We start from the raw sequence: 16,541 nt of genomic DNA on the forward strand, positions 1-16,541 counted from the left end.
GAACGGCGGCCGCCGGAGCGGCCGTCTGCCTGGGTCGGATCAGCCCTGCTGGCCTTCCGGCAGGGCCACGGAGATGTCGAGCACGTCGTGGTCGCCGTCCTTGATCAGGTCGACCTTGACGGCGTCCACGTCCACGTTGACGTACTTCTTGATGACGTCCAGCAGTTCCCGCCGCAGCAGCGGCAGGTAGTCCGGGGCGCCCCGGCTGCTGCGCTCCTGGGCAATGATGATCTGCAGGCGGTTCTTGGCCGTCTCCGCAGTGTTCTTCTTGGCCCGCAGGAAGTCGAACAGCGCCATGGTCAGCCTCCGAACAGCTTGCTGAAGAAGCCCTTCTTCTCCAGGGTGGTGAAGCGCATCGGGCGGTCTTCGCCCAGCAGGCGCGCGACGGCGTCCTCGTAGGCCTGGCCGGCCTCGGACTCGGTCTCCAGGATCACCGGCTCGCCCTTGTTGGAGGCGTTGAGCACGTCGGTGGACTCGGGGATCACGCCGATGGCCTTCAGCCCCAGCACCTCCTCCACGTCGGCGATGCTGAGCATCTCGCCGGCGCCCACGCGGGCCGGGCTGTAGCGGGTCAGCAGCAGGTGCGCCGGCAGGCCCTCGCCGGATTCGGCGCGGCGGGTCTTGGAGTCGAGCAGGCCGATGATGCGGTCGGAGTCGCGCACCGAGGACACTTCCGGGTTCACCACGACCACCGCCTTGTCGGCGAAGTACATGGCCAGGAACGCGCCCTTCTCGATGCCGGCCGGCGAGTCGCAGATGATGTATTCGAAGCCGTCGGCGGCCAGGTCCTTGAGCACCTTCTCGACGCCTTCCTTGGTCAGCGCGTCCTTGTCGCGGGTCTGCGAGGCGGCCAGCACGTAGAGGTTGTCGAAGCGCTTGTCCTTGATCAGGGCCTGCTTGAGCGTGGCCTCGCCATGGACGACGTTGACGAAGTCGTAGACCACGCGCCGCTCGCAACCCATGATCAGGTCCAGGTTGCGCAGGCCGACGTCGAAGTCGACCACGGCGGTTTTGTGCCCGCGCCGGGCCAGGCCGATGGCGATGCTGGCGCTGGAGGTGGTCTTGCCGACGCCGCCCTTGCCGGAAGTGACTACGATGATTTCAGCCAATGGAAGATCTCCTTGGAGACGCGTGCAGGGGAGGCGCTGGCGGCGGCATGGCGGCCGCCGGCCGGCGCGGATCAGTCGAGGGCGGCCAGCTTCAGCTGTCCGTCTTCAAGCCAGACCTGCACGGCCTTGCCGCGCAGGTTCTCGGGGATATCGTCCAGCACCTTGTAGTGGCCGGCAATGGCCACCAGCTCGGCCTGGAAGTCGCGGCAGAAGATGCGCGCGTCGGTGTTGCCCTTGGCGCCGGCCAGGGCGCGGCCGCGCAGGCTGCCGTAGACATGGATCGAGCCGTCGGCGAGGACCTCGGCGCCGGCGCCGACCGTGGTCAGCACGGTCAGGTCGCAGTCCTCGGCGTACAGCTGCTGGCCCGAGCGCACCGCGCTCTTCTGCATGCGGCCCGGCAGGCGCGGGCGTGCCGGGGCGGCGGCGCGCGGCGGCGGGGCCGGTTCGCGTGGCGGAGGGGGCGGCGGGGGCGGGGCCGCGGCGGCGGGCGCCGAGGGCTCGTACTGGGCACGGAACTTGGCCAGCACCGGCAGGCCCAGGGCCTCGGCCAGGGCGTCGTTCTCGCGGGTGCCGTAGGCCAGCGCCACCGGCAGCACGCCGGCCTGGCGCAGGCCCTCGATCAGGGCCCGGGCGGTGTCCACGTCCGGGGTATGCACCAGCCCGCCGAAGTCGACGATCACCGCCGCGCGGCCGAACAGCTTGGGCGCGCGCTGCACGCGCTGGCGCATCTCGCCGACCAGGCGTTCCACGTCCAGGGTGCGGACCCGCAGGTTGGCGATGCCCACCTGGCCGATCTTCAGCTCGCCGGCCTGCTCGTAACTCGTCGTCGCGCTCACCGCCACCTCAGGTCCCCGTCGCACGGTTGTCGCCGGCGGGGCGGCGCGGGCGACCCACCCAGGGCAGGTCCGGCAGGTCGTCGCCATAGGTCTCGCGGACCCAGGCGTAGCTGCACAGTTCCTTGATCATCATGCTGGCGCGCACGTCCACGTCGGGCATCACGTTCTGCCCGGCCTCGTGGAAGCCGAAGCTGCCGTGGAACAGCAGGGCCGGGTCGGCACCGTGGTCCAGGAACACCTCGCAGCACAGCAGGGGGTAGCGCAGCTCGGCGTAGCTCTGCACGTCGGCGTAGAAGGCGCGGCCGACGCCACCGCCGCGGCGGCGGCTGGCCACCACGATGCGGTCGATGTAGAAGAAGTGCGGGTAGCGCTGCTTGAACCAGGCGAAGTTGCAGCTGTCGTGCTGGCTGCCGCTGCCGAACCCGACCAGGAAGCCGGCCAGGTTGCCGTCGCGCTCGGCCACCCGGAAGTACTCGGCGGTGTCGTAGAAGCTGCGTACCCGGGCCGCGTCCAGCGGCAGGATGGCCGACCCGGCGTTGTTGTTCAGGGCCAGGATCGAGTCCAGCTCGTGTTCGCGCACGTCGCGGATGACGATGGACATCAGGAATGGAACCTTGCAGATAGGCGGACCGGCCATGCCGGCAATGCGCCCGGATTATCGCATGGGGTCGCCGGGCCCGGCGAGGGCATGACTTCCGGGGCAGCGGACCGGGGGCCCCGGCCCGTAAGATGCGGCCATGTTCGGACCGATCAGCCACACCCGCCTGCTGCGCTACGCCGGCCTGTTCACCTGGGGCATGGTGGGCGTGCCGCTGGTCTATTCCCAGTACGTGCCGGCCTACGGCGCGGAGGACCAGACCATGGGCCGGGTGGGGGCCGGCTTGCTGTTCGCCTCCTACCTGGGCTTCGGCGCCTGCTACTGGTGGCTGACCCGCGGCCTGGGCCGGGCGCGGCCGGCCTGGCACGACCGCGGCCTGCTGCTGGTGCTGACCCTGTTCGCGCTGGCGGTGAGCTACTTCAACGGCTCGGGCCTGGGCAGCATCCTGCTGATGGTCGCCGCGGGGGTGATCCCGTGGCTGCTGCCGGCCGGCTCGGGCGTGCTGTTGCTGCTGCTGAGCCAGCTGGCGGTGCTGCCGATCTACTACGGCGTGTTCCGGATGCCGCTGTTCGAGGCGCTGATGCAGTCGCTGCTGTACGGCGGCTTCTCCATGTTCATCTACGTGACCAGCCTGGTGGCGCGGCAGCAGGCCGAGGCCCGGGAGGAGCAGCGCCGGCTCAACGCCGAACTGCGCGCCACCCGCGCCCTGCTGGCCGAGAGTGCCCGGGTCAACGAACGCACCCGGATCTCGCGCGAGCTGCACGACCTGCTGGGGCACCACCTGACCGCGCTGAGCCTGAACCTGGAAGTGGCCAGCCACATGACCGAGGGCCGCGCCCAGGAGCACGTCAGGCAGGCCAATACCCTGGCCCGGCTGCTGCTGACCGACGTGCGCGAGGCGGTCAGCCAGCTGCGCGACGCCAGCGGCGGCATCGACCTGTCCGCGGCGCTGCGGCCGCTGGCCGACCACGTGCCCTCGCTGGACGTGGAGCTGGACATCCAGGCCCCGCTGCCGATCGACGATCCCGAGCGCGCCCACGTGGTCCTGCGCTGCACCCAGGAAATCATCACCAACGCGGTGCGGCACGCCGCCGGGGCGGACCGGCTGGCGATCCGGGTATGGCGCGAGGACGCCACCATCCGCCTGGAGGCGCGCGACAATGGCGAGGGCGCCGAGGGCCTGGTCCCCGGCAACGGCCTGCGCGGCATGCACGAGCGGGTGCAGCAGTGCGGCGGGACCCTCGACATCCAGACCCGGAAGGGCGCCGGCTTCGTCCTGCGCCTGTCCATCCCTGCATCAGCCCCGGCGCGGCCGGCGATCGAAGGAGCGTTGCCATGATCAGAGTGTGCCTGGTCGACGACCAGACCCTGGTGCGCCAAGGCATCAAGTCCCTGCTGGCCCTGGACGGCGGCATCGAGGTGGTCGCCGAGGCCGCCGACGGGCGCCAGGCGGTGGAGATGATCCCGAAGGTCGCCCCGGACGTGGTGCTGATGGACATGCGCATGCCGGTGATGTCCGGGCTGGAGGCGCTGCAGACCCTGTCCCAGGTCGGGCAGCTGCCACCGACCATCATCCTGACCACCTTCGACGACGACCAGCTGGTGCTGGCCGGGCTCAAGGCCGGCGCCCGCGGCTACCTGCTCAAGGACGTGTCGCTGGAGCAGCTGGTGGGGGCGATCCAGACCGTGGCCAGCGGCGGCTCGCTGGTGCAGCCGGCGGTGACCCAGCGCCTGCTCTCGGGCCTGGAGCACATGCGCAACGACTTCGTCAGCCTGGACCGCCCGGACCCGCTGACCGACCGCGAGACCGAGATCCTGCGGCTGATGGCCTCCGGCTTCTCCAACAAGGAGATCGCCAATTCGCTGGGCGTGGCCGAGGGCACGATCAAGAACCACGTGTCCAACATCCTCAGCAAGCTCGGCGTGCGCGACCGCACCCGGGCGGTGCTCAAGGCCTTCGAGCTGCAGCTGGTCTGAGCGCGCTGCCCGGCGCGTGCGTGCCTGGCCGCGCCGCGTGCGCAACCGGGTGCTGGCGCCGGTCGTCGGTGGCGCGGCCCGGCCGCCACGGTCCTGTCATCCTTCCCCACGCTGGCGTATGGGTTTTTCCGGAGGTCCTGGAATGCCCTGCCGGCATCGCGGCCGGGAGGGCCGGAATCCTTGTGCCGTGGGCGTTTGCGCCGGGCGCTGATGTAAGAATTCCGTTCAATCGCGCTCCGGTGCATGCATTCGGCTGCGCGCACGCCAAGAACCCTGTTACGATTCGCGGCTCGCATCGCAAATACGCCGTGGAATCGGCCCCGGAGACTCCTGAATGACCCGTCTTATCGAGTTCCTGATCGCATTGGGGATCGTGGCCGGCCTGGCCCTGCTGGTCGGTGTCGTACTTCCCGACCACCGCCACATCACCGAAAGCGTGGAGACCAACCGCAAGATGACCATCGTGTACGACACGGTGAACAATCTGCGCCGCTTCAGGGACTGGAATACGCTGGTTCTGCGTGATCCGAAGATCCAGCTGAAGACCTCCGGCCCCGAGTCCGGCGTCGGCGCCCGCCTGGACTTCGTCTCCAGCGACGACCGCATCGGCACCGGCAGCTGGGAGATCGTCGAGAGCATCCCGAACCAGAAGGTCGTCATCAAGGTCGAGGACGCCACCGCCGGCCACGACAAGACCGTGCAGTTCCTGCTGGAGCCGACCGGCAAGAACAACCGCAACGTCAAGATCACCCAGACCTACGACGTCGAGTACGGCTGGAACCTGGTCGCCCGCTACGCCGGCCTGTACGTCAACCGCCACGTCGGCGACGACATGAAGATGGGCCTGGCGCGCATGTCCAACATGCTGGCCTCGGTGCCGAACTTCGACTACCGCGCCGACGGCGTCACCCTGCGCGACCTGTCCGTGGTCGAGGTCCCGGCCGAGGACCTGCTGGTGGTCAACGCCGGCAACGTCGACCGCAGCAACGACGCGATCAAGCAGTCGATCAAGAACAACCAGGAGTGGATCAAGCGCACCATGGAGGCCAACAACCTGGAGGCCGCCGGTCCCGTGCGCATCGTGACCACCGACTTCGGCCAGGAGAAGTACGCGTTCGACGTGGCCATCCCGGTCCGCCGCAAGGGTTCGGCCCCGGCCGAGGCCCCGGCCGCCGCCGAGGGCGAGGAGGTCGACGAGGCCGCCGCCAAGGCCGCCCAGGACGCCGCCTTCGCCAAGCCGGTCGCCGCCTCCGGCGAGCCGCTGCAGGTCGAGATTCCGGACGGCGCCCCGGTCGAGTACGTGCGCACCAAGGGCGGCCGCGCCGCGTTCGGCCAGTTCACTGGTTCGATGGCCGAGCTGGACGCGATCCGCAACTCGGTCCGTGCCTGGGCGACCACCCACGGCTACGAGGTCACCGACCGTCCGTACGAGGTCTGGGAGGGCGGGGTCGACAAGGCCTTCACCCTCGAGGGCGAGTACGACGTTTACTGGCACGTCAAGTAATACCGCCGCGGCCGGCCCGGCCGGCCCAGGCACCCCGGAAAGCGCCGCGAAAGCGGCGCTTTTCGTTTAGGCTGCCGCGCATGGAGGAAACCGCCATGAACCCGACTTCGCGCGCGCCGGCCGCCGCCGGCGCGCTGCTGGCGGCGCTGGCGATCGGCCTGTCGGCCTACGCCGCCCATGGCCTGGACGACGGCCACGCCCGTTCCAATCTGCAGACCGCCTGCCTGTACGCCTTCGGCCACGGCATCGCCCTGGCCGCGCTGTGGCCGCGTGCCGCCGGCCGCCTCGCCCGGGGCGCGTTGCTGGCGCTGCTGCTGGGTACGCTGCTGTTCTGCGGCAGCCTCGCCGGCGGCGCCCTGGCCGGCTGGCCGACGCGACTGGCGCCGGCCGGCGGCACGCTGATGATGCTGGGCTGGCTGGGCTGGGCGGTATCCGCCCTGCGCGGGCGCTGAGGCCATGCCGCGCCACGCCCGCGGGTTCGACGTGCAGGCCGCCTGGGACCACCTGGTCCGGCGCGACCGCAGGCTGGGCGCGTGGATGCACCGGATCGGGCCGCTGCCGCCGGAGGCCGGCTGGCGCCGCCGCTTCGACCCGGTCGATGCGCTGGCGCGGGCGATCCTCTACCAGCAGCTGTCCGGCAAGGCCGCCGCGACCATCGTCGGCCGGGTGGAGGCGGCGATCGGCAGCAAGCGCCTGCACCACGACACCCTGGGCCGGGTCGACGACGCCACCCTGCGCGCCTGCGGCGTGTCCGGCAACAAGACCCTGGCCCTGCGCGACCTGGCCGCGCGCGAGGCCCGCGGCGAGATCCCCGACCTGCGGCGCATGGCCTGGATGGACGAGGACCAGATCGTCCAGGCCCTGGTGCCGGTGCGCGGCATCGGCCGCTGGACGGTGGAGATGATGCTGATGTTCCGCCTCGGCCGGCCGGACGTGCTGCCGGTGGACGACCTGGGCGTGCGCAAGGGCGCGCAGATCGTCGATGGCCTGGAGCTGCCGCCGACGCCGCGGCAGCTGGCCGAGCGCGGCCAGGCCTGGGGCCCGTACCGCACCTACGCCAGCCTGTACCTGTGGCGGATCGCCGACGGCGCCGGCACCGACCCCGCCGCGCCGCGCACCAACCGCTCCCAGGACTGAGGCCTCAGCCGCGCAGCGACATCCGCACCAGGGTGTCGTCGTGGCGCACGTGGTGGTGGTAGATCGCCGCGGCCGCGTGCAGGCCGACCAGCCAGTAGCCGGCGGTGGCGATGCCTTCGTGCCAGGCCTCCAGCTGCCCGCCCAGTTCCGGGCCCGGCTCGAACAGCACCGGCAGCGACCAGCCGCCGAGCGACGGCGCCACGCCGTGGGCGTTGAGCACCAGGTAGCCCAGCACCGGCATGGCCAGCATCAGCGCGTACAGCGCCAGCGCGACCAGCCTGGCCAGCAGCAGCTGCCACCGCGGCGGCTCGGGCAGGATCGGCGGGGTGGTGCCGGTGGCGCGCAGGCCCAGCCGCACCCAGGTCAGGCAGAACACCGCCAGGCCGAGGAAGTAGTGCGAGGTCTTCATCAGGTCGCGCGGCACGCTGCCCCTTGGGAAGAGGCCGCGCAGCTCCATGCTCGCGTAGACCGCGGCCAGCAGCACCAGGGTCAGCCAGTGCAGGGCGATGAGCGAGGGACGGTAACGGGAGCTCTGGATGGCCATGGGGTGCCTGCTGGACCGGGACAGGCGTGCAGTGTCGGCAGCTTCGCCCGCGCCGGCCTTGATCAGGCGCAAGCGCGCCGTTGCCTTAGCGGTGCGGGTGGAAGCGCCAGTGCCAGGGCTCGTAGACGATGCCGTGCGGGTTGTCGCGCGGATAGCTCATGCGGAACCCGAAGCCGCCCGCATGCGCCTGCAGCCAGGCGAAGGCGGCGGTGGCCTCGAACGACTCCTCCGCCGGCGGCTCGCCGGGCGTGCCGATGTCCAGCGCGCTGCCGGCGTGGTGCTCGCTGTAACCGGGCGCGGCGTTGACCGTGAGGACCTGCGCCACGGTCTGCCCGCGCGCCAGCTTGCGCTCGAAGATGCCCAGCTGGTAGTCGTGGCTGCGGTAGCCGGAGATGGATTCCAGCACCACGCCGTCGGCCGCGGCGGCGCGGCGCATCGCCAGCCAGGCGCGGGCCGCGTCCGGCAGCAGCCACAGCGGCCGCTGCCAGCGGTCGCGGCCGGCGAAGGCCAGCCATTCCGGTTCGGCCAGCGGTGCCAGCCCGGTGCGCGCCTCGTAGGCGGCGGCGTCGATCCCCAGCGCGGCCAGGCGTTGCTGCAGCCGCTCCAGTGGCAGCGGTTGCGGCGCCGGCAGCGGGCCGCGAGCCGGGTGCGCCTCGGCCGCGGCCAGCGCGTCCAGCGCCTCGTCGATGCCCGGCTCGCGTGCCAGCCGCGGCACCAGTGCCAGCACGCCGTCGGCGCGCACGGTGGCCAGGTAGCAGCCGTCGCGCTTGCGCCGCAGCACGGTATGGGCCTGGGCCAGGGCGCGGGCGTCGGCATTGCCGCGCGCGCGCAGCAGGCCGGCCGGCCACAGTTCGATCTGCCCGGTGTTGACCAGGCGTGTGCGCAGGGGCTGGGGAGGCAGGTGCATGGGGTGCAAGCCTAGGCCGGCAGGCGCGGTGCCGCCAGCCCGCGCGCCGCTAGCGCGGCGCCGGAATCCCGGCGGCGGCCGCCAGCTGCTCCAGCAGGTCGCGCGGCCGCTCCGGGGTCAGCAGCAGGTAGCGGCCATCGTGGCGCGGCAGCAGCAGCACCTTCTCGCGCCGGGTCAGCAGGCAGAAGGCGCGGGCGCGGTTGCGCAGCAGGTAGTGGCCGGCGCGGAAGCCGGGCAGGCCCAGGCCCCACAGGCGCACGCGCGGGCTGAAGTCCGGGTGTGCGTCCAGGTCCACGAGCCGGGCGCGCGCCAGGTCCAGCTGCGCCACCGCGACCTTGTGCGGGAACAGGCCGGCGGCGTTCACCGACAGCACGCCATCGGCCAGGCGGATGCGGCGCACGTGCAGCAGGATGAAGGGCCCGGCGAAGGCCAGGGCCATGGCGGACATCATCACCAGCCAGGCTGGCACCGGGTTGCCGGGGGGCGGGCGCAGCAGGGTCTCGTGGCGCAGGGCGAACACCAGCGCCACCATCCCCGCCCACAGCACGGGCAGCAGCCACAGCGCGGGGGCGGGCGGCGCGGGGACTTCGAATTCGCGGGCGGAAATGCCGGGACGGGCCATGCTCAGGCGTGCCTCCGAAGGCCATGCGGGACCGCGCGCCGGGGCGTGTGCGCGCGGCGTTCCAGGGGATGCAGGGTGGTGGCGGACAGCGTGGGTGCGTGCATGCGTGGCTCCTTCAGGACCGCGGCAGCGCCGGCCCGGCGCCCAGGGCCAGGCCAGGCGCGCGGCGTGGCGGCATGGCGGTGGCTGTGGCGTCCGGGCAGGCGGGCCAGGTGGGCCAGGTGGGCATGGGGCTCGTCCTCAGGCCGGGCGCTTGAACACCAGGGTGGGCGAGGGCAGGCTCGGGGTGGAGTGGACCACGTTCACCAGCTCCCAGCCCAGGCGGCCGTGGCGGTCCAGTTCCTCCTGCAGTTGCTCGACCTTGTAGCTGCCCAGCAGCGAGGTCTTGACCTCGACGACCAGGTACCGCCATTGCGTGGTGCTCATTGCTCTTCCTCCTCCGCCTCCGGGCGGGTATCCGGTCTGGGCAGGCGCCCGGCCTTGCGCAGCGCCTCGCGCAGCACGTATTCGATCTGTGCGTTGAGGCTGCGCAGCTCGTCGTCGGCCCAGCGCTGGGTCGCGGCGAGCACTTCCGCGCTGATCCGCAGCTGGAAGGCCTTGCGCTCGGTCATCGGCGGGGGCGTCCGCGGCGCGCGTGCAGGATGGTGGAGATCGCCAGCGCGTTGACCGCCAGGGCCATGGCCACGGCCACCGCGGTGACCGCGCCGCGGCTGCCGCCGGCGAAGTACAGGCCGACGGCGCCGCACAGGATGGCCAGGGCGATCAGCGCCCAGCGCAGGGCCAGGCCGCGCGCGTGTTCGTCGTCGTAGCGTGCGTACCAGGTGGCCACGCCCAGCGCGGGCAGGCCGGTGATGGCGACGACCAGGGCGGCGAGCGCGTCCATTCCGTCCACCTCAGTACAGGGAGCCGGCGTTGACGATCGGCTGGGTGCCGCGGTCGCCGCACAGCACCACCAGCAGGTTGCTGACCATCTGCGCCTTGCGTTCCTCGTCCAGCTGGACGACGTCGTTCTTCTGCAGCTCGGCCAGGGCCATCTCGACCATGCCCACCGCGCCGGCCACGATCCGGGTGCGGGCGGCGATCACCGCGTTGGCCTGCTGCCGCTGCAGCATGGCCTGGGCGATCTCCGGGGCGTAGGCCAGGTGGCTGATGCGTGCCTCGATCACCTCCACGCCGGCCCGGCCCAGGCGCTCGGCGATCTGCGCCTGCAGGTGCTCGGAGATCTCCTGCGGGTGGCTGCGCAGGGCGATCTGGCCGTCGTCGTGCTGGTCGTAGGGGTAGCTGGAGGCCATCGCCCGCAGCGCCGCCTCGGACTGGATGTGGACGAAGCTCTCGTAGTCGTCGACGTTGAACACCGCCTCGGAGGCGTCGACCACCTGCCACACGATCACCGCGGCGATCTCGATCGGGCTGCCGTCCAGGTCGTTGACCTTGAGCTTGCCGCTCTCGAAGTTGCGCACGCGCTGGCTGACCTTGCGCTTGGAATAGAAGGGGTTGTTCCAGCGCAGGCCGGCTTCCTTGACCGTGCCCACGTACTTGCCGAACAGGCTCAGCACCGCGGCCTGGTTGGGCTGGATCGAATAGAGCCCGATGAACGCCAGCAGGGCCAACAGCAGGGTGGCGGCCGCGCCGGCCAGGCGCGCCACGTCCGGGGCGCCGTCGCCGGCGCCGATGCCGGTGAAGAACAGCCAGGCCGTGGCCGCGGAAAGGGCGAGGGCCGCCAGCAGGACGGGGATGCCGGGCAGGGAATGGATCGGACGCTCTTTCATGGGTGCTCTCCAGGTGACGCCTCAATCTGATATCAAAACGATATCAGTCGTCAAGAGGGCTTCCGGGAGGGGGCGGCCGCCGCGGCGGCGGCTACACTGGCCGCCCTTTCACCACCTGCCGCACCGCCATGGTCCGTATCGGAACCCCGCTGACCCCCCATGCCACCCGCGTCCTGCTGCTCGGCTCGGGCGAACTGGGCAAGGAGGTGGCGATCGAGCTGCAGCGCCTGGGTGCGGAGGTGGTGGCCGCCGACCGCTACGCCGATGCGCCGGCCATGCAGGTCGCCCACCGCAGCCACGTGCTGGACATGCTCGACACCTTCGCCCTGCGCGAGCTGATCGCGAAGGAGGAGCCGGACCTGGTGGTGCCGGAGATCGAGGCGATCCACACCGAGACCCTGGTCCAGCTGGAGGCCGAGGGGCTCAAGGTGATCCCGACCGCGCGCGCGGCGCGCCTGACCATGGACCGCGAGGGCATCCGCCGCCTGGCGGCCGAGACCCTGGGCCTGCCGACCTCGCCGTACCGCTTCGTCGACACCCTGGAGGAGTACCGCGCGGCGGTGGAGGCAATCGGCCTGCCGTGCGTGGTCAAGCCGGTGATGTCGTCCTCGGGCAAGGGCCAGAGCATCGTGCGCGAGGCCGCGCAGGTGGAGGCGGCCTGGGAGTACGCGCAGACCGGTGGCCGCGCCGGCGCCGGCCGCTGCATCGTCGAGGGCTTCGTCGACTTCGACTACGAGATCACCCTGCTGACCGTGCGCCATGCCGGCGGCACCAGCTTCTGCGAGCCGATCGGCCACCTGCAGAAGGACGGCGACTACCGCGAGAGCTGGCAGCCACAGCCGATGTCGCCGCGCGCGCTGGAGCGCGCCCAGGCCATCGCCCGCGCCATCACCGACGACCTCGGCGGCTGGGGCGTGTTCGGCGTGGAGCTGTTCGTCAAGGGCGACGAGGTGTGGTTCTCGGAGGTGTCGCCGCGCCCGCACGACACCGGCCTGGTGACCCTGGTCTCGCAGGAACTGAGCGAGTTCGCGCTGCACGCGCGGGCGATCCTCGGCCTGCCGGTGCCGGTGGTCCGCCAGAACGGCCCCAGCGCCTCGTGCGCGCTGCTGGCCAGCGGCCACGGCGTGCCGGTGTTTTCCGGGATCGACGCGGCGCTGGAGGCGCCGGACACCGCGCTGCGCTTGTTCGGCAAGCCGCGGGTGGAAGGCCAGCGCCGGGTCGGCGTCACCCTGGCGCGTGGCGCCGACATCGAACAGGCGCGCGCGACGGCGCGCGACGCGGCCGCGGCGATCGGGATCGAGCTGCTGCCCTGAGCGGGCAGCAGGCGGCTACAGCGGCGCGGCGAAGCGGGCGCCGGCCAGGCGGATGCTCCACACCAGCTCGACCATCGCCAGGTTGTTGAGCAGCGGCTCGCCGGCCAGTACCAGCCAGTAGCCGGTGCCGTCGATCCACAGCGGAATGAACGACCACTCCGGCAGCAGCATGTCCGGATCGTCGTGGAACGCCACCCGCTGCGCGCCGGCCCAGCCGCGCCGGGCTTGGCGCGCGGCGAACGAGGAATAGTCGGCCGCCGCCGCGCTGAGGGTCTCGGCCAGCTCCTGGTCCAGGCCGGAGTGGCCCAGGCAGAAGCCGCTGTCGGAGGCCAGCACCGCGCGGCGCTCGCCGGACAGCGGCGCGATCACGTGCTGGGCGAAGTCGCCCAGGCGCACGTCCGGCGCCGGCACCTGCCGGCGCAGCAGCTGCACCCACTGCTTCTCCTGCAGCTGTTGCAGCATGCGCCCGTTGCGGTCGTGCTCCTGGCGCCAGCGCGCCAGTTCCATCGCCTGCGGGGCGGACAGCAATGCCTGCACCGCGTGCTGCGCCGGGCCCGGTTCGGGCGTGGAGAAGCCGTGCAGTGCGCCGCGCGGGGTCGGCAGCAGCCACTTGGCGGCGTCGGCAGGGATGTCTTGGGACGCGGGTTCGACCAGTTCCAGGCTCATGGGCTTCCCTTGCGTGAGGTGGGCGCCTCGGCGCGGTCGCCGATGGCCGCGTGCTGTTCCAGCCAGTCGGCGACCCGCTCCCAGCGGTCGCCCACGGCGATCTCGTGCCGCCGCAGGTCGCGGCTGGCGAGCATGAAGGCGTACTTGTCCTGGCAGGAGACGCAGTGGTCCAGGAACTCGTGCTCGACGCGCGCCGCGTGCAGCGGCTCGCCGTCCAGCAGCGCCTCGACCACCTGCGCCGCCAGCCGCCGCGAATGGTCCGGGCTGGCGCGGCGCACCCGCGCCGGGACGTCGGCCGAGGGGTGGGCGAACACGCTCCAGCGGGTGGCCAGCGCGGTGATGGCCGGCAGCACGTGGCCGTGCGCGTGGCGGCCGAAGGCCTCGGCCACGTACGGCGCCAGGCGGCCGGAGGCCAGGTGCAGCGCGGCCTGGCGCAGGGCGGTGTCGGCCCGCGGCAGGGCCACGAACATGTCAGCCAGCGCGCCCTGCACCGGTTCGGTGTCGCCCAGCTGCAGCGCCGCCTGCAGCCGCGCCAGGTGGGCGGCGGTGTCCTGCGGCGCGCGGGCGACGGCGCGGGTGCGTTCGCGGAACTCGCGGCGTGCGTCGAGGGTGGCGGCCATGCTCAGTCCAGCAGGGTGTCCATCAGGTCGATCATGAACTCGGCGTCCTCGCGCTCCATGGCCTCGAACCCGGCCGGCAGGCCCAGCGCCTGCAGCACCTCGGCGTCGCCGGGGCGGGACGGGTCGACCGCCAGCAGCGCCGCGGCCAGCGGCTGCAGGTCGTCGCCCACGCGCGGATGCGCCAGCAGCACGTGGCTGATGTCGCGCAGCTTGCTTTCCACCAGCACCTTCAGCTGCCCGCGGGTGATGCGGGCTAGGGCGTGGTAGGCCGAGGCCAGGAAGAAGCCGGCGTCGACCTGCCCGGACAGGGTCATGCGCGCGGCCGCCTGGTGGCTGTTGGCCGGCACCCACTGGATGTCGCGTTCGGTGAGGTCGGCCGGCTCCAGCAGGCGCAGGCCGATCAGGCGCACGTCGCGGTTGTCGGTCACCGCGATCCGGCAGCCCGGGCGCAGTTCCTCCACCACCGACACCGGCGAGCCGGCCGCGGTGGCGATCACCATTTCGTTGGAATGCGCGGCCGGGCGGGCGAAGGCCTGGTAGCCCTGGCCGCGGATCATCGCGGTGGCGTCGAACGGGTTGGCGTAGACCAGGTCGGCCAGGCCGTCGCCCAGCATCTGCGCCTGCTCGCGCGCGTCGGCCGGCATCAGCAGGTGCAGGCGGGTGCCGGAGCGGTGCTGCAGCAGGGTGGCGAGCATGTACCAGCCGGGGAAGTTCTCCGGCGCGAAATCGGGGGCGACCAGCAGGTTGAGGGTCATGCGGTGGCCTCCGCGGCTTCCTGCTCCAGCCACTGCCGGTACAGCGGCAGCACCTCGGCGATGGCGCGGCGCGAGGGCTTGCGCCGCACCGAGGTGTAGCCGACCACCTGGCCGTGGCGCACGTTGGGCAGTGCGGTGGCGTAGACCCAGTAGTGCTTGCCGTCTTTGCGCAGGTTCTTGACGTAGCCGTGCCACTTGCGCCCGGCCTTGAGCGTGTCCCACAGGTCGGCGAACGCGGCGCGCGGCATGTCCGGGTGGCGCAGGATGCTGTGCGGGGCGCCGATCAGCTCCTCGCGGCTGTAGCCGCTGAGTTCGACGAAGGCCTCGTTGGCGTGGGTGATCACCCCGTCCAGGTCGGTGCGCGAGACGATCAGGCGCCCGTCCGGGTAGGGCACTTCCTCGTCCGTCCAGTACACGGTGCGGCGGGTGCCGTCGTGGCAGGTGTGCACGGCCTGCAGGTGCGGGCCGGCGGGCGGGGTCATGTCCGGCAGGCGGCTCATCGCGGCCCCCCTCAGACCATGCGGCCGAGGGCCTGGGCGGCCCGCTTGATGTCCAGGAACGCCAGGCCGAGCTTGACCTCGGCGCGGGTGAGCACGGTCAGCACCGCCTCCTCGCCGGCGGCGGTCATGATCACGTAGCCGTCCTCGCCCTGGACCAGGACCCGCTCCAGGCGGCCGCGGCCGAGTTCGCGCGCGGTGCGCTCGCCCAGCGACAGCAGGGCCGCGGACATGGCGCCGATGCGGTCCTCGTCCATGCTCTGCGGCATGGCCGCGTCGATCAGCAGGCCGTCGATGGAAATGAGCGCGGAGGCCTCGATGTCGGCACTGGAGCTGGTGAGGTCTTCCAGGGTCTGCCGGATCTGCGCGGCGCGCGGGTTGTGCTGGAGAGGGATGGCGTTCATGGCGCGGATTCCAGCACGCGCCCCCGACCTCCCGTTTTGATCAGGATCAATCGCCGGCGGTTGTCCGACCAACGGTCAGGTCGACCCAGACCAGGTGGTGGTCGCTGCCGTCGGCAATGGCCGCCGCCGGCTCGTGCGAGGCCGGCCAGAACACCCCGCTGCCGCGCACCTGGAAGCCGGTGGACGGGATCACGTAGTCCAGCCGCATCGCGCCCGAGCGCGGGCCGAAGTCGCCGGTCACGTGCTCCGGCGCGCCGCGCCGGAGCAGCCCGGCCGCGGCATAGGCGCGCGCCTTCTCCGCGCCGCCGGCCGAGGCGGGCGGGTCCATGCGCAGCACGCGCGGGTGCCCGAGCAGGCCGAGGATGGCGTCGTGGTGGCCGTCGCCGTCGACCGGGTCGTTGTTGAGGTCGCCGGCGATGACGAAGCGCTCGCCCGCGGGCAGGCCGCCGCAGCGGCCGGCGTCGTCGCACAGCCAGGACAGGTCGCCGCCGGAGATGTAGTGCTGCCACAGCCGGATCTCGTCGGCATTGCGCGCGCCGTTGCGGTCCTCCGGGCCGTCGAACACCGGCGGGGTCGGGTGCGAGACCAGGAAGTGCACGGTGCCCTGCGGGGTGTGCACCGGCAGGTCCCAGTGCGACTTGGACGACAGCCGCAGCTGCGTCCACACCGCGTCTTCGTGCCACGGCTGGCCGCTGGCCGGGTCGATCGGGCGACGGGCATCGGGCATCGCGCTCCAGCGCAGCAGCTGGAAGGTGCGCGCGTTGCCGGCGTCGATCGGATGGCGCGACAGCACCAGCATGCCGTACTGCCCCGGGTGCAGGCCGAAGCCCCAGGCGTCGTTGCCGCGCTGCCGTCCCTCGCCGCCGATCGTGCCGTCGCGGTCCAGGTCCAGGCCGCTGGGCACGCCGGTGTTGACCGGCGCCAGGTAGCGGTAGGGGTAATGCAGCGGCTCGCCGCCGCCGGGCTGGGCCTGCTCCAGGTAGGCGCGCTGGAACAGGTCCGCGGCGCGGCCGTCGGCGTCGTAGTCGAACTCGTTGATCAGCACCAGGTCCGGGCGCACCTGCTGCAGCACCGCGGCGACCTTGCGCGCGCCGGCGTCGCCCGCCTGCAGCCGCGCGATCACGCCGCCGGCTTCGTCGTCATAGAGGGAGACGTTGTAGGTGGCCACGCGCAGCGTGGCGTCGTTGCCGGGGGCGGGCGTGGACGAGGCGCAGGCGCTCAGCATCGCCAGCAGCGGAAGGATCGGGAACAGGGTGCGCATGCGCGGATTCTCGCACGGCGCA

The 16,541-nt window shown here is 72.1% G+C and carries 23 protein-coding genes; 6 read left to right on the forward strand and 17 right to left on the reverse strand.

Translation table 11 applies throughout. From position 1 onward, the window contains the following. Positions 1–39 precede the first annotated feature (39 nt). The 4 genes from minE to EIM48_RS08925 all read right to left on the reverse strand — a co-directional run bounded on the left by minE (position 40) and on the right by EIM48_RS08925 (position 2,546). The gene (minE, locus tag EIM48_RS08910) at positions 40–297 is read right to left on the reverse strand and encodes a cell division topological specificity factor MinE (protein WP_019399450.1); all 258 of its coding nucleotides are present in this window, start codon (positions 295–297) and stop codon (positions 40–42) included. A 2-nt stretch (positions 298–299) separates the two neighbouring features. Then, entirely contained in the window at positions 300–1,109 is an 810-nt protein-coding gene (gene minD / locus EIM48_RS08915; RefSeq protein WP_028914878.1) for a septum site-determining protein MinD, read from the reverse strand. Between the two features lie 71 nt (positions 1,110–1,180). After that, positions 1,181–1,945: a septum site-determining protein MinC gene (gene minC, locus EIM48_RS08920; protein WP_199728408.1), complete on the reverse strand. Its 765-nt coding sequence runs from the start codon at positions 1,943–1,945 to the stop codon at positions 1,181–1,183. 7 nt (positions 1,946–1,952) lie between these two features. Then, positions 1,953–2,546, reverse strand: coding sequence for a GNAT family N-acetyltransferase (locus EIM48_RS08925; RefSeq protein WP_019399453.1), 594 nt, complete (start codon positions 2,544–2,546; stop codon positions 1,953–1,955). Positions 2,547–2,682: 136 nt separating this feature from the next. Here EIM48_RS08925 and EIM48_RS08930 point away from each other — a divergent pair, with 136 nt between their 5' ends. From EIM48_RS08930 to EIM48_RS08950, 5 genes are all read left to right on the forward strand, one after another. After that, complete coding sequence (locus EIM48_RS08930) at positions 2,683–3,882, forward strand: sensor histidine kinase (RefSeq protein ID WP_125111491.1); 1,200 nt, start codon at positions 2,683–2,685, stop codon at positions 3,880–3,882. Continuing rightward, positions 3,879–4,520 (forward strand): response regulator transcription factor, encoded by a 642-nt coding sequence (locus EIM48_RS08935; protein ID WP_125111492.1) that lies wholly within the window; start codon positions 3,879–3,881, stop codon positions 4,518–4,520. Before EIM48_RS08930 ends, EIM48_RS08935 begins: the two co-directional genes overlap by 4 nt. A gap of 334 nt (positions 4,521–4,854) precedes the next feature. Beyond that, on the forward strand, positions 4,855–6,024 hold the full coding sequence (locus EIM48_RS08940) for a polyketide cyclase (RefSeq protein WP_125111493.1): 1,170 nt from the start codon (positions 4,855–4,857) through the stop codon (positions 6,022–6,024). An 80-nt stretch (positions 6,025–6,104) separates the two neighbouring features. Beyond that, positions 6,105–6,476 carry a DUF423 domain-containing protein gene (locus EIM48_RS08945; RefSeq protein WP_051403659.1) on the forward strand — a complete coding sequence of 124 codons (372 nt, stop codon included), beginning with the start codon at positions 6,105–6,107 and terminating at the stop codon, positions 6,474–6,476. 4 nt (positions 6,477–6,480) lie between these two features. After that, the gene (locus tag EIM48_RS08950; protein ID WP_125111494.1) at positions 6,481–7,161 is read left to right on the forward strand and encodes a DNA-3-methyladenine glycosylase; all 681 of its coding nucleotides are present in this window, start codon (positions 6,481–6,483) and stop codon (positions 7,159–7,161) included. Between the two features lie 4 nt (positions 7,162–7,165). Here the strand turns inward: EIM48_RS08950 and EIM48_RS08955 are convergent, their stop codons facing one another. The 7 genes from EIM48_RS08955 to EIM48_RS08985 all read right to left on the reverse strand — a co-directional run bounded on the left by EIM48_RS08955 (position 7,166) and on the right by EIM48_RS08985 (position 11,003). After that, the gene (locus EIM48_RS08955; protein WP_125111495.1) at positions 7,166–7,705 is read right to left on the reverse strand and encodes a cytochrome b/b6 domain-containing protein; all 540 of its coding nucleotides are present in this window, start codon (positions 7,703–7,705) and stop codon (positions 7,166–7,168) included. Positions 7,706–7,790: 85 nt separating this feature from the next. Next, a complete protein-coding gene (locus EIM48_RS08960) occupies positions 7,791–8,612 on the reverse strand; it encodes a M15 family metallopeptidase (protein ID WP_125111496.1) in 822 nt (273 codons plus the stop codon). A 49-nt stretch (positions 8,613–8,661) separates the two neighbouring features. Then, positions 8,662–9,234, reverse strand: a complete 573-nt coding sequence (locus tag EIM48_RS08965) for a hypothetical protein (protein WP_125111497.1) — start codon at positions 9,232–9,234, stop codon at positions 8,662–8,664. A 240-nt stretch (positions 9,235–9,474) separates the two neighbouring features. Then, positions 9,475–9,660, reverse strand: a complete 186-nt coding sequence (locus EIM48_RS08970) for a DUF4177 domain-containing protein (RefSeq protein WP_019399463.1) — start codon at positions 9,658–9,660, stop codon at positions 9,475–9,477. Continuing rightward, entirely contained in the window at positions 9,657–9,845 is a 189-nt protein-coding gene (locus tag EIM48_RS08975) for an Arc family DNA-binding protein (RefSeq protein WP_125077217.1), read from the reverse strand. The genes EIM48_RS08970 and EIM48_RS08975 overlap by 4 nt, the downstream gene beginning before the upstream one ends. Next, entirely contained in the window at positions 9,842–10,117 is a 276-nt protein-coding gene (locus EIM48_RS08980) for a hypothetical protein (RefSeq protein ID WP_019399465.1), read from the reverse strand. Before EIM48_RS08980 ends, EIM48_RS08975 begins: the two co-directional genes overlap by 4 nt. A gap of 10 nt (positions 10,118–10,127) precedes the next feature. Then, positions 10,128–11,003, reverse strand: coding sequence for an SPFH domain-containing protein (locus EIM48_RS08985; protein ID WP_019399466.1), 876 nt, complete (start codon positions 11,001–11,003; stop codon positions 10,128–10,130). Between the two features lie 128 nt (positions 11,004–11,131). Here EIM48_RS08985 and purT point away from each other — a divergent pair, with 128 nt between their 5' ends. Beyond that, positions 11,132–12,316: a formate-dependent phosphoribosylglycinamide formyltransferase gene (purT, locus tag EIM48_RS08990; RefSeq protein WP_125111498.1), complete on the forward strand. Its 1,185-nt coding sequence runs from the start codon at positions 11,132–11,134 to the stop codon at positions 12,314–12,316. A gap of 15 nt (positions 12,317–12,331) precedes the next feature. On the opposite strand, the gene EIM48_RS08995 is transcribed toward purT, so the two are convergent. From EIM48_RS08995 to EIM48_RS09020, 6 genes are read right to left on the reverse strand one after another with little or no spacing between them, the layout of a single operon-like run. After that, entirely contained in the window at positions 12,332–12,982 is a 651-nt protein-coding gene (locus EIM48_RS08995) for a hypothetical protein (protein WP_125111499.1), read from the reverse strand. Beyond that, positions 12,979–13,602 carry a hypothetical protein gene (locus tag EIM48_RS09000; RefSeq protein ID WP_125111500.1) on the reverse strand — a complete coding sequence of 208 codons (624 nt, stop codon included), beginning with the start codon at positions 13,600–13,602 and terminating at the stop codon, positions 12,979–12,981. Before EIM48_RS09000 ends, EIM48_RS08995 begins: the two co-directional genes overlap by 4 nt. Positions 13,603–13,604: 2 nt before the next feature. Next, on the reverse strand, positions 13,605–14,357 hold the full coding sequence (locus EIM48_RS09005; RefSeq protein ID WP_019399470.1) for a PhnD/SsuA/transferrin family substrate-binding protein: 753 nt from the start codon (positions 14,355–14,357) through the stop codon (positions 13,605–13,607). Then, a complete protein-coding gene (locus tag EIM48_RS09010; protein WP_028914874.1) occupies positions 14,354–14,857 on the reverse strand; it encodes a PAS domain-containing protein in 504 nt (167 codons plus the stop codon). Before EIM48_RS09010 ends, EIM48_RS09005 begins: the two co-directional genes overlap by 4 nt. A gap of 11 nt (positions 14,858–14,868) precedes the next feature. Then, the gene (locus tag EIM48_RS09015) at positions 14,869–15,258 is read right to left on the reverse strand and encodes a roadblock/LC7 domain-containing protein (RefSeq protein ID WP_125111501.1); all 390 of its coding nucleotides are present in this window, start codon (positions 15,256–15,258) and stop codon (positions 14,869–14,871) included. Positions 15,259–15,304: 46 nt separating this feature from the next. Next, a complete protein-coding gene (locus EIM48_RS09020) occupies positions 15,305–16,519 on the reverse strand; it encodes an endonuclease/exonuclease/phosphatase family protein (RefSeq protein ID WP_019399473.1) in 1,215 nt (404 codons plus the stop codon). Positions 16,520–16,541: the final 22 nt, after the last annotated feature.

Origin of the sequence: Pseudoxanthomonas sp. SGNA-20 (genome assembly GCF_003931635.1) — a bacterium.
GTDB lineage: Bacteria > Pseudomonadota > Gammaproteobacteria > Xanthomonadales > Xanthomonadaceae > Pseudoxanthomonas.

What these genes read in the sequence shown, in the direction of transcription:
- minE (WP_019399450.1), bottom strand. Translation starts at nt 297, where the DNA reads ATGGCGCTGTTCGACTTCCTGCGGGCCAAGAAGAACACTGCGGAGACG.
- EIM48_RS08925 (WP_019399453.1), bottom strand. Translation starts at nt 2,546, where the DNA reads ATGTCCATCGTCATCCGCGACGTGCGCGAACACGAGCTGGACTCGATC.
- EIM48_RS08930 (WP_125111491.1), top strand. Translation starts at nt 2,683, where the DNA reads ATGTTCGGACCGATCAGCCACACCCGCCTGCTGCGCTACGCCGGCCTG.
- EIM48_RS08935 (WP_125111492.1), top strand. Translation starts at nt 3,879, where the DNA reads ATGATCAGAGTGTGCCTGGTCGACGACCAGACCCTGGTGCGCCAAGGC.
- EIM48_RS08940 (WP_125111493.1), top strand. Translation starts at nt 4,855, where the DNA reads ATGACCCGTCTTATCGAGTTCCTGATCGCATTGGGGATCGTGGCCGGC.
- EIM48_RS08945 (WP_051403659.1), top strand. Translation starts at nt 6,105, where the DNA reads ATGGAGGAAACCGCCATGAACCCGACTTCGCGCGCGCCGGCCGCCGCC.
- EIM48_RS08950 (WP_125111494.1), top strand. Translation starts at nt 6,481, where the DNA reads ATGCCGCGCCACGCCCGCGGGTTCGACGTGCAGGCCGCCTGGGACCAC.
- EIM48_RS08955 (WP_125111495.1), bottom strand. Translation starts at nt 7,705, where the DNA reads ATGGCCATCCAGAGCTCCCGTTACCGTCCCTCGCTCATCGCCCTGCAC.
- EIM48_RS08960 (WP_125111496.1), bottom strand. Translation starts at nt 8,612, where the DNA reads ATGCACCTGCCTCCCCAGCCCCTGCGCACACGCCTGGTCAACACCGGG.
- EIM48_RS08965 (WP_125111497.1), bottom strand. Translation starts at nt 9,234, where the DNA reads ATGGCCCGTCCCGGCATTTCCGCCCGCGAATTCGAAGTCCCCGCGCCG.
- EIM48_RS08970 (WP_019399463.1), bottom strand. Translation starts at nt 9,660, where the DNA reads ATGAGCACCACGCAATGGCGGTACCTGGTCGTCGAGGTCAAGACCTCG.
- EIM48_RS08975 (WP_125077217.1), bottom strand. Translation starts at nt 9,845, where the DNA reads ATGACCGAGCGCAAGGCCTTCCAGCTGCGGATCAGCGCGGAAGTGCTC.
- EIM48_RS08980 (WP_019399465.1), bottom strand. Translation starts at nt 10,117, where the DNA reads ATGGACGCGCTCGCCGCCCTGGTCGTCGCCATCACCGGCCTGCCCGCG.
- EIM48_RS08985 (WP_019399466.1), bottom strand. Translation starts at nt 11,003, where the DNA reads ATGAAAGAGCGTCCGATCCATTCCCTGCCCGGCATCCCCGTCCTGCTG.
- purT (WP_125111498.1), top strand. Translation starts at nt 11,132, where the DNA reads ATGGTCCGTATCGGAACCCCGCTGACCCCCCATGCCACCCGCGTCCTG.
- EIM48_RS08995 (WP_125111499.1), bottom strand. Translation starts at nt 12,982, where the DNA reads ATGAGCCTGGAACTGGTCGAACCCGCGTCCCAAGACATCCCTGCCGAC.
- EIM48_RS09000 (WP_125111500.1), bottom strand. Translation starts at nt 13,602, where the DNA reads ATGGCCGCCACCCTCGACGCACGCCGCGAGTTCCGCGAACGCACCCGC.
- EIM48_RS09005 (WP_019399470.1), bottom strand. Translation starts at nt 14,357, where the DNA reads ATGACCCTCAACCTGCTGGTCGCCCCCGATTTCGCGCCGGAGAACTTC.
- EIM48_RS09010 (WP_028914874.1), bottom strand. Translation starts at nt 14,857, where the DNA reads ATGAGCCGCCTGCCGGACATGACCCCGCCCGCCGGCCCGCACCTGCAG.
- EIM48_RS09015 (WP_125111501.1), bottom strand. Translation starts at nt 15,258, where the DNA reads ATGAACGCCATCCCTCTCCAGCACAACCCGCGCGCCGCGCAGATCCGG.
- EIM48_RS09020 (WP_019399473.1), bottom strand. Translation starts at nt 16,519, where the DNA reads ATGCGCACCCTGTTCCCGATCCTTCCGCTGCTGGCGATGCTGAGCGCC.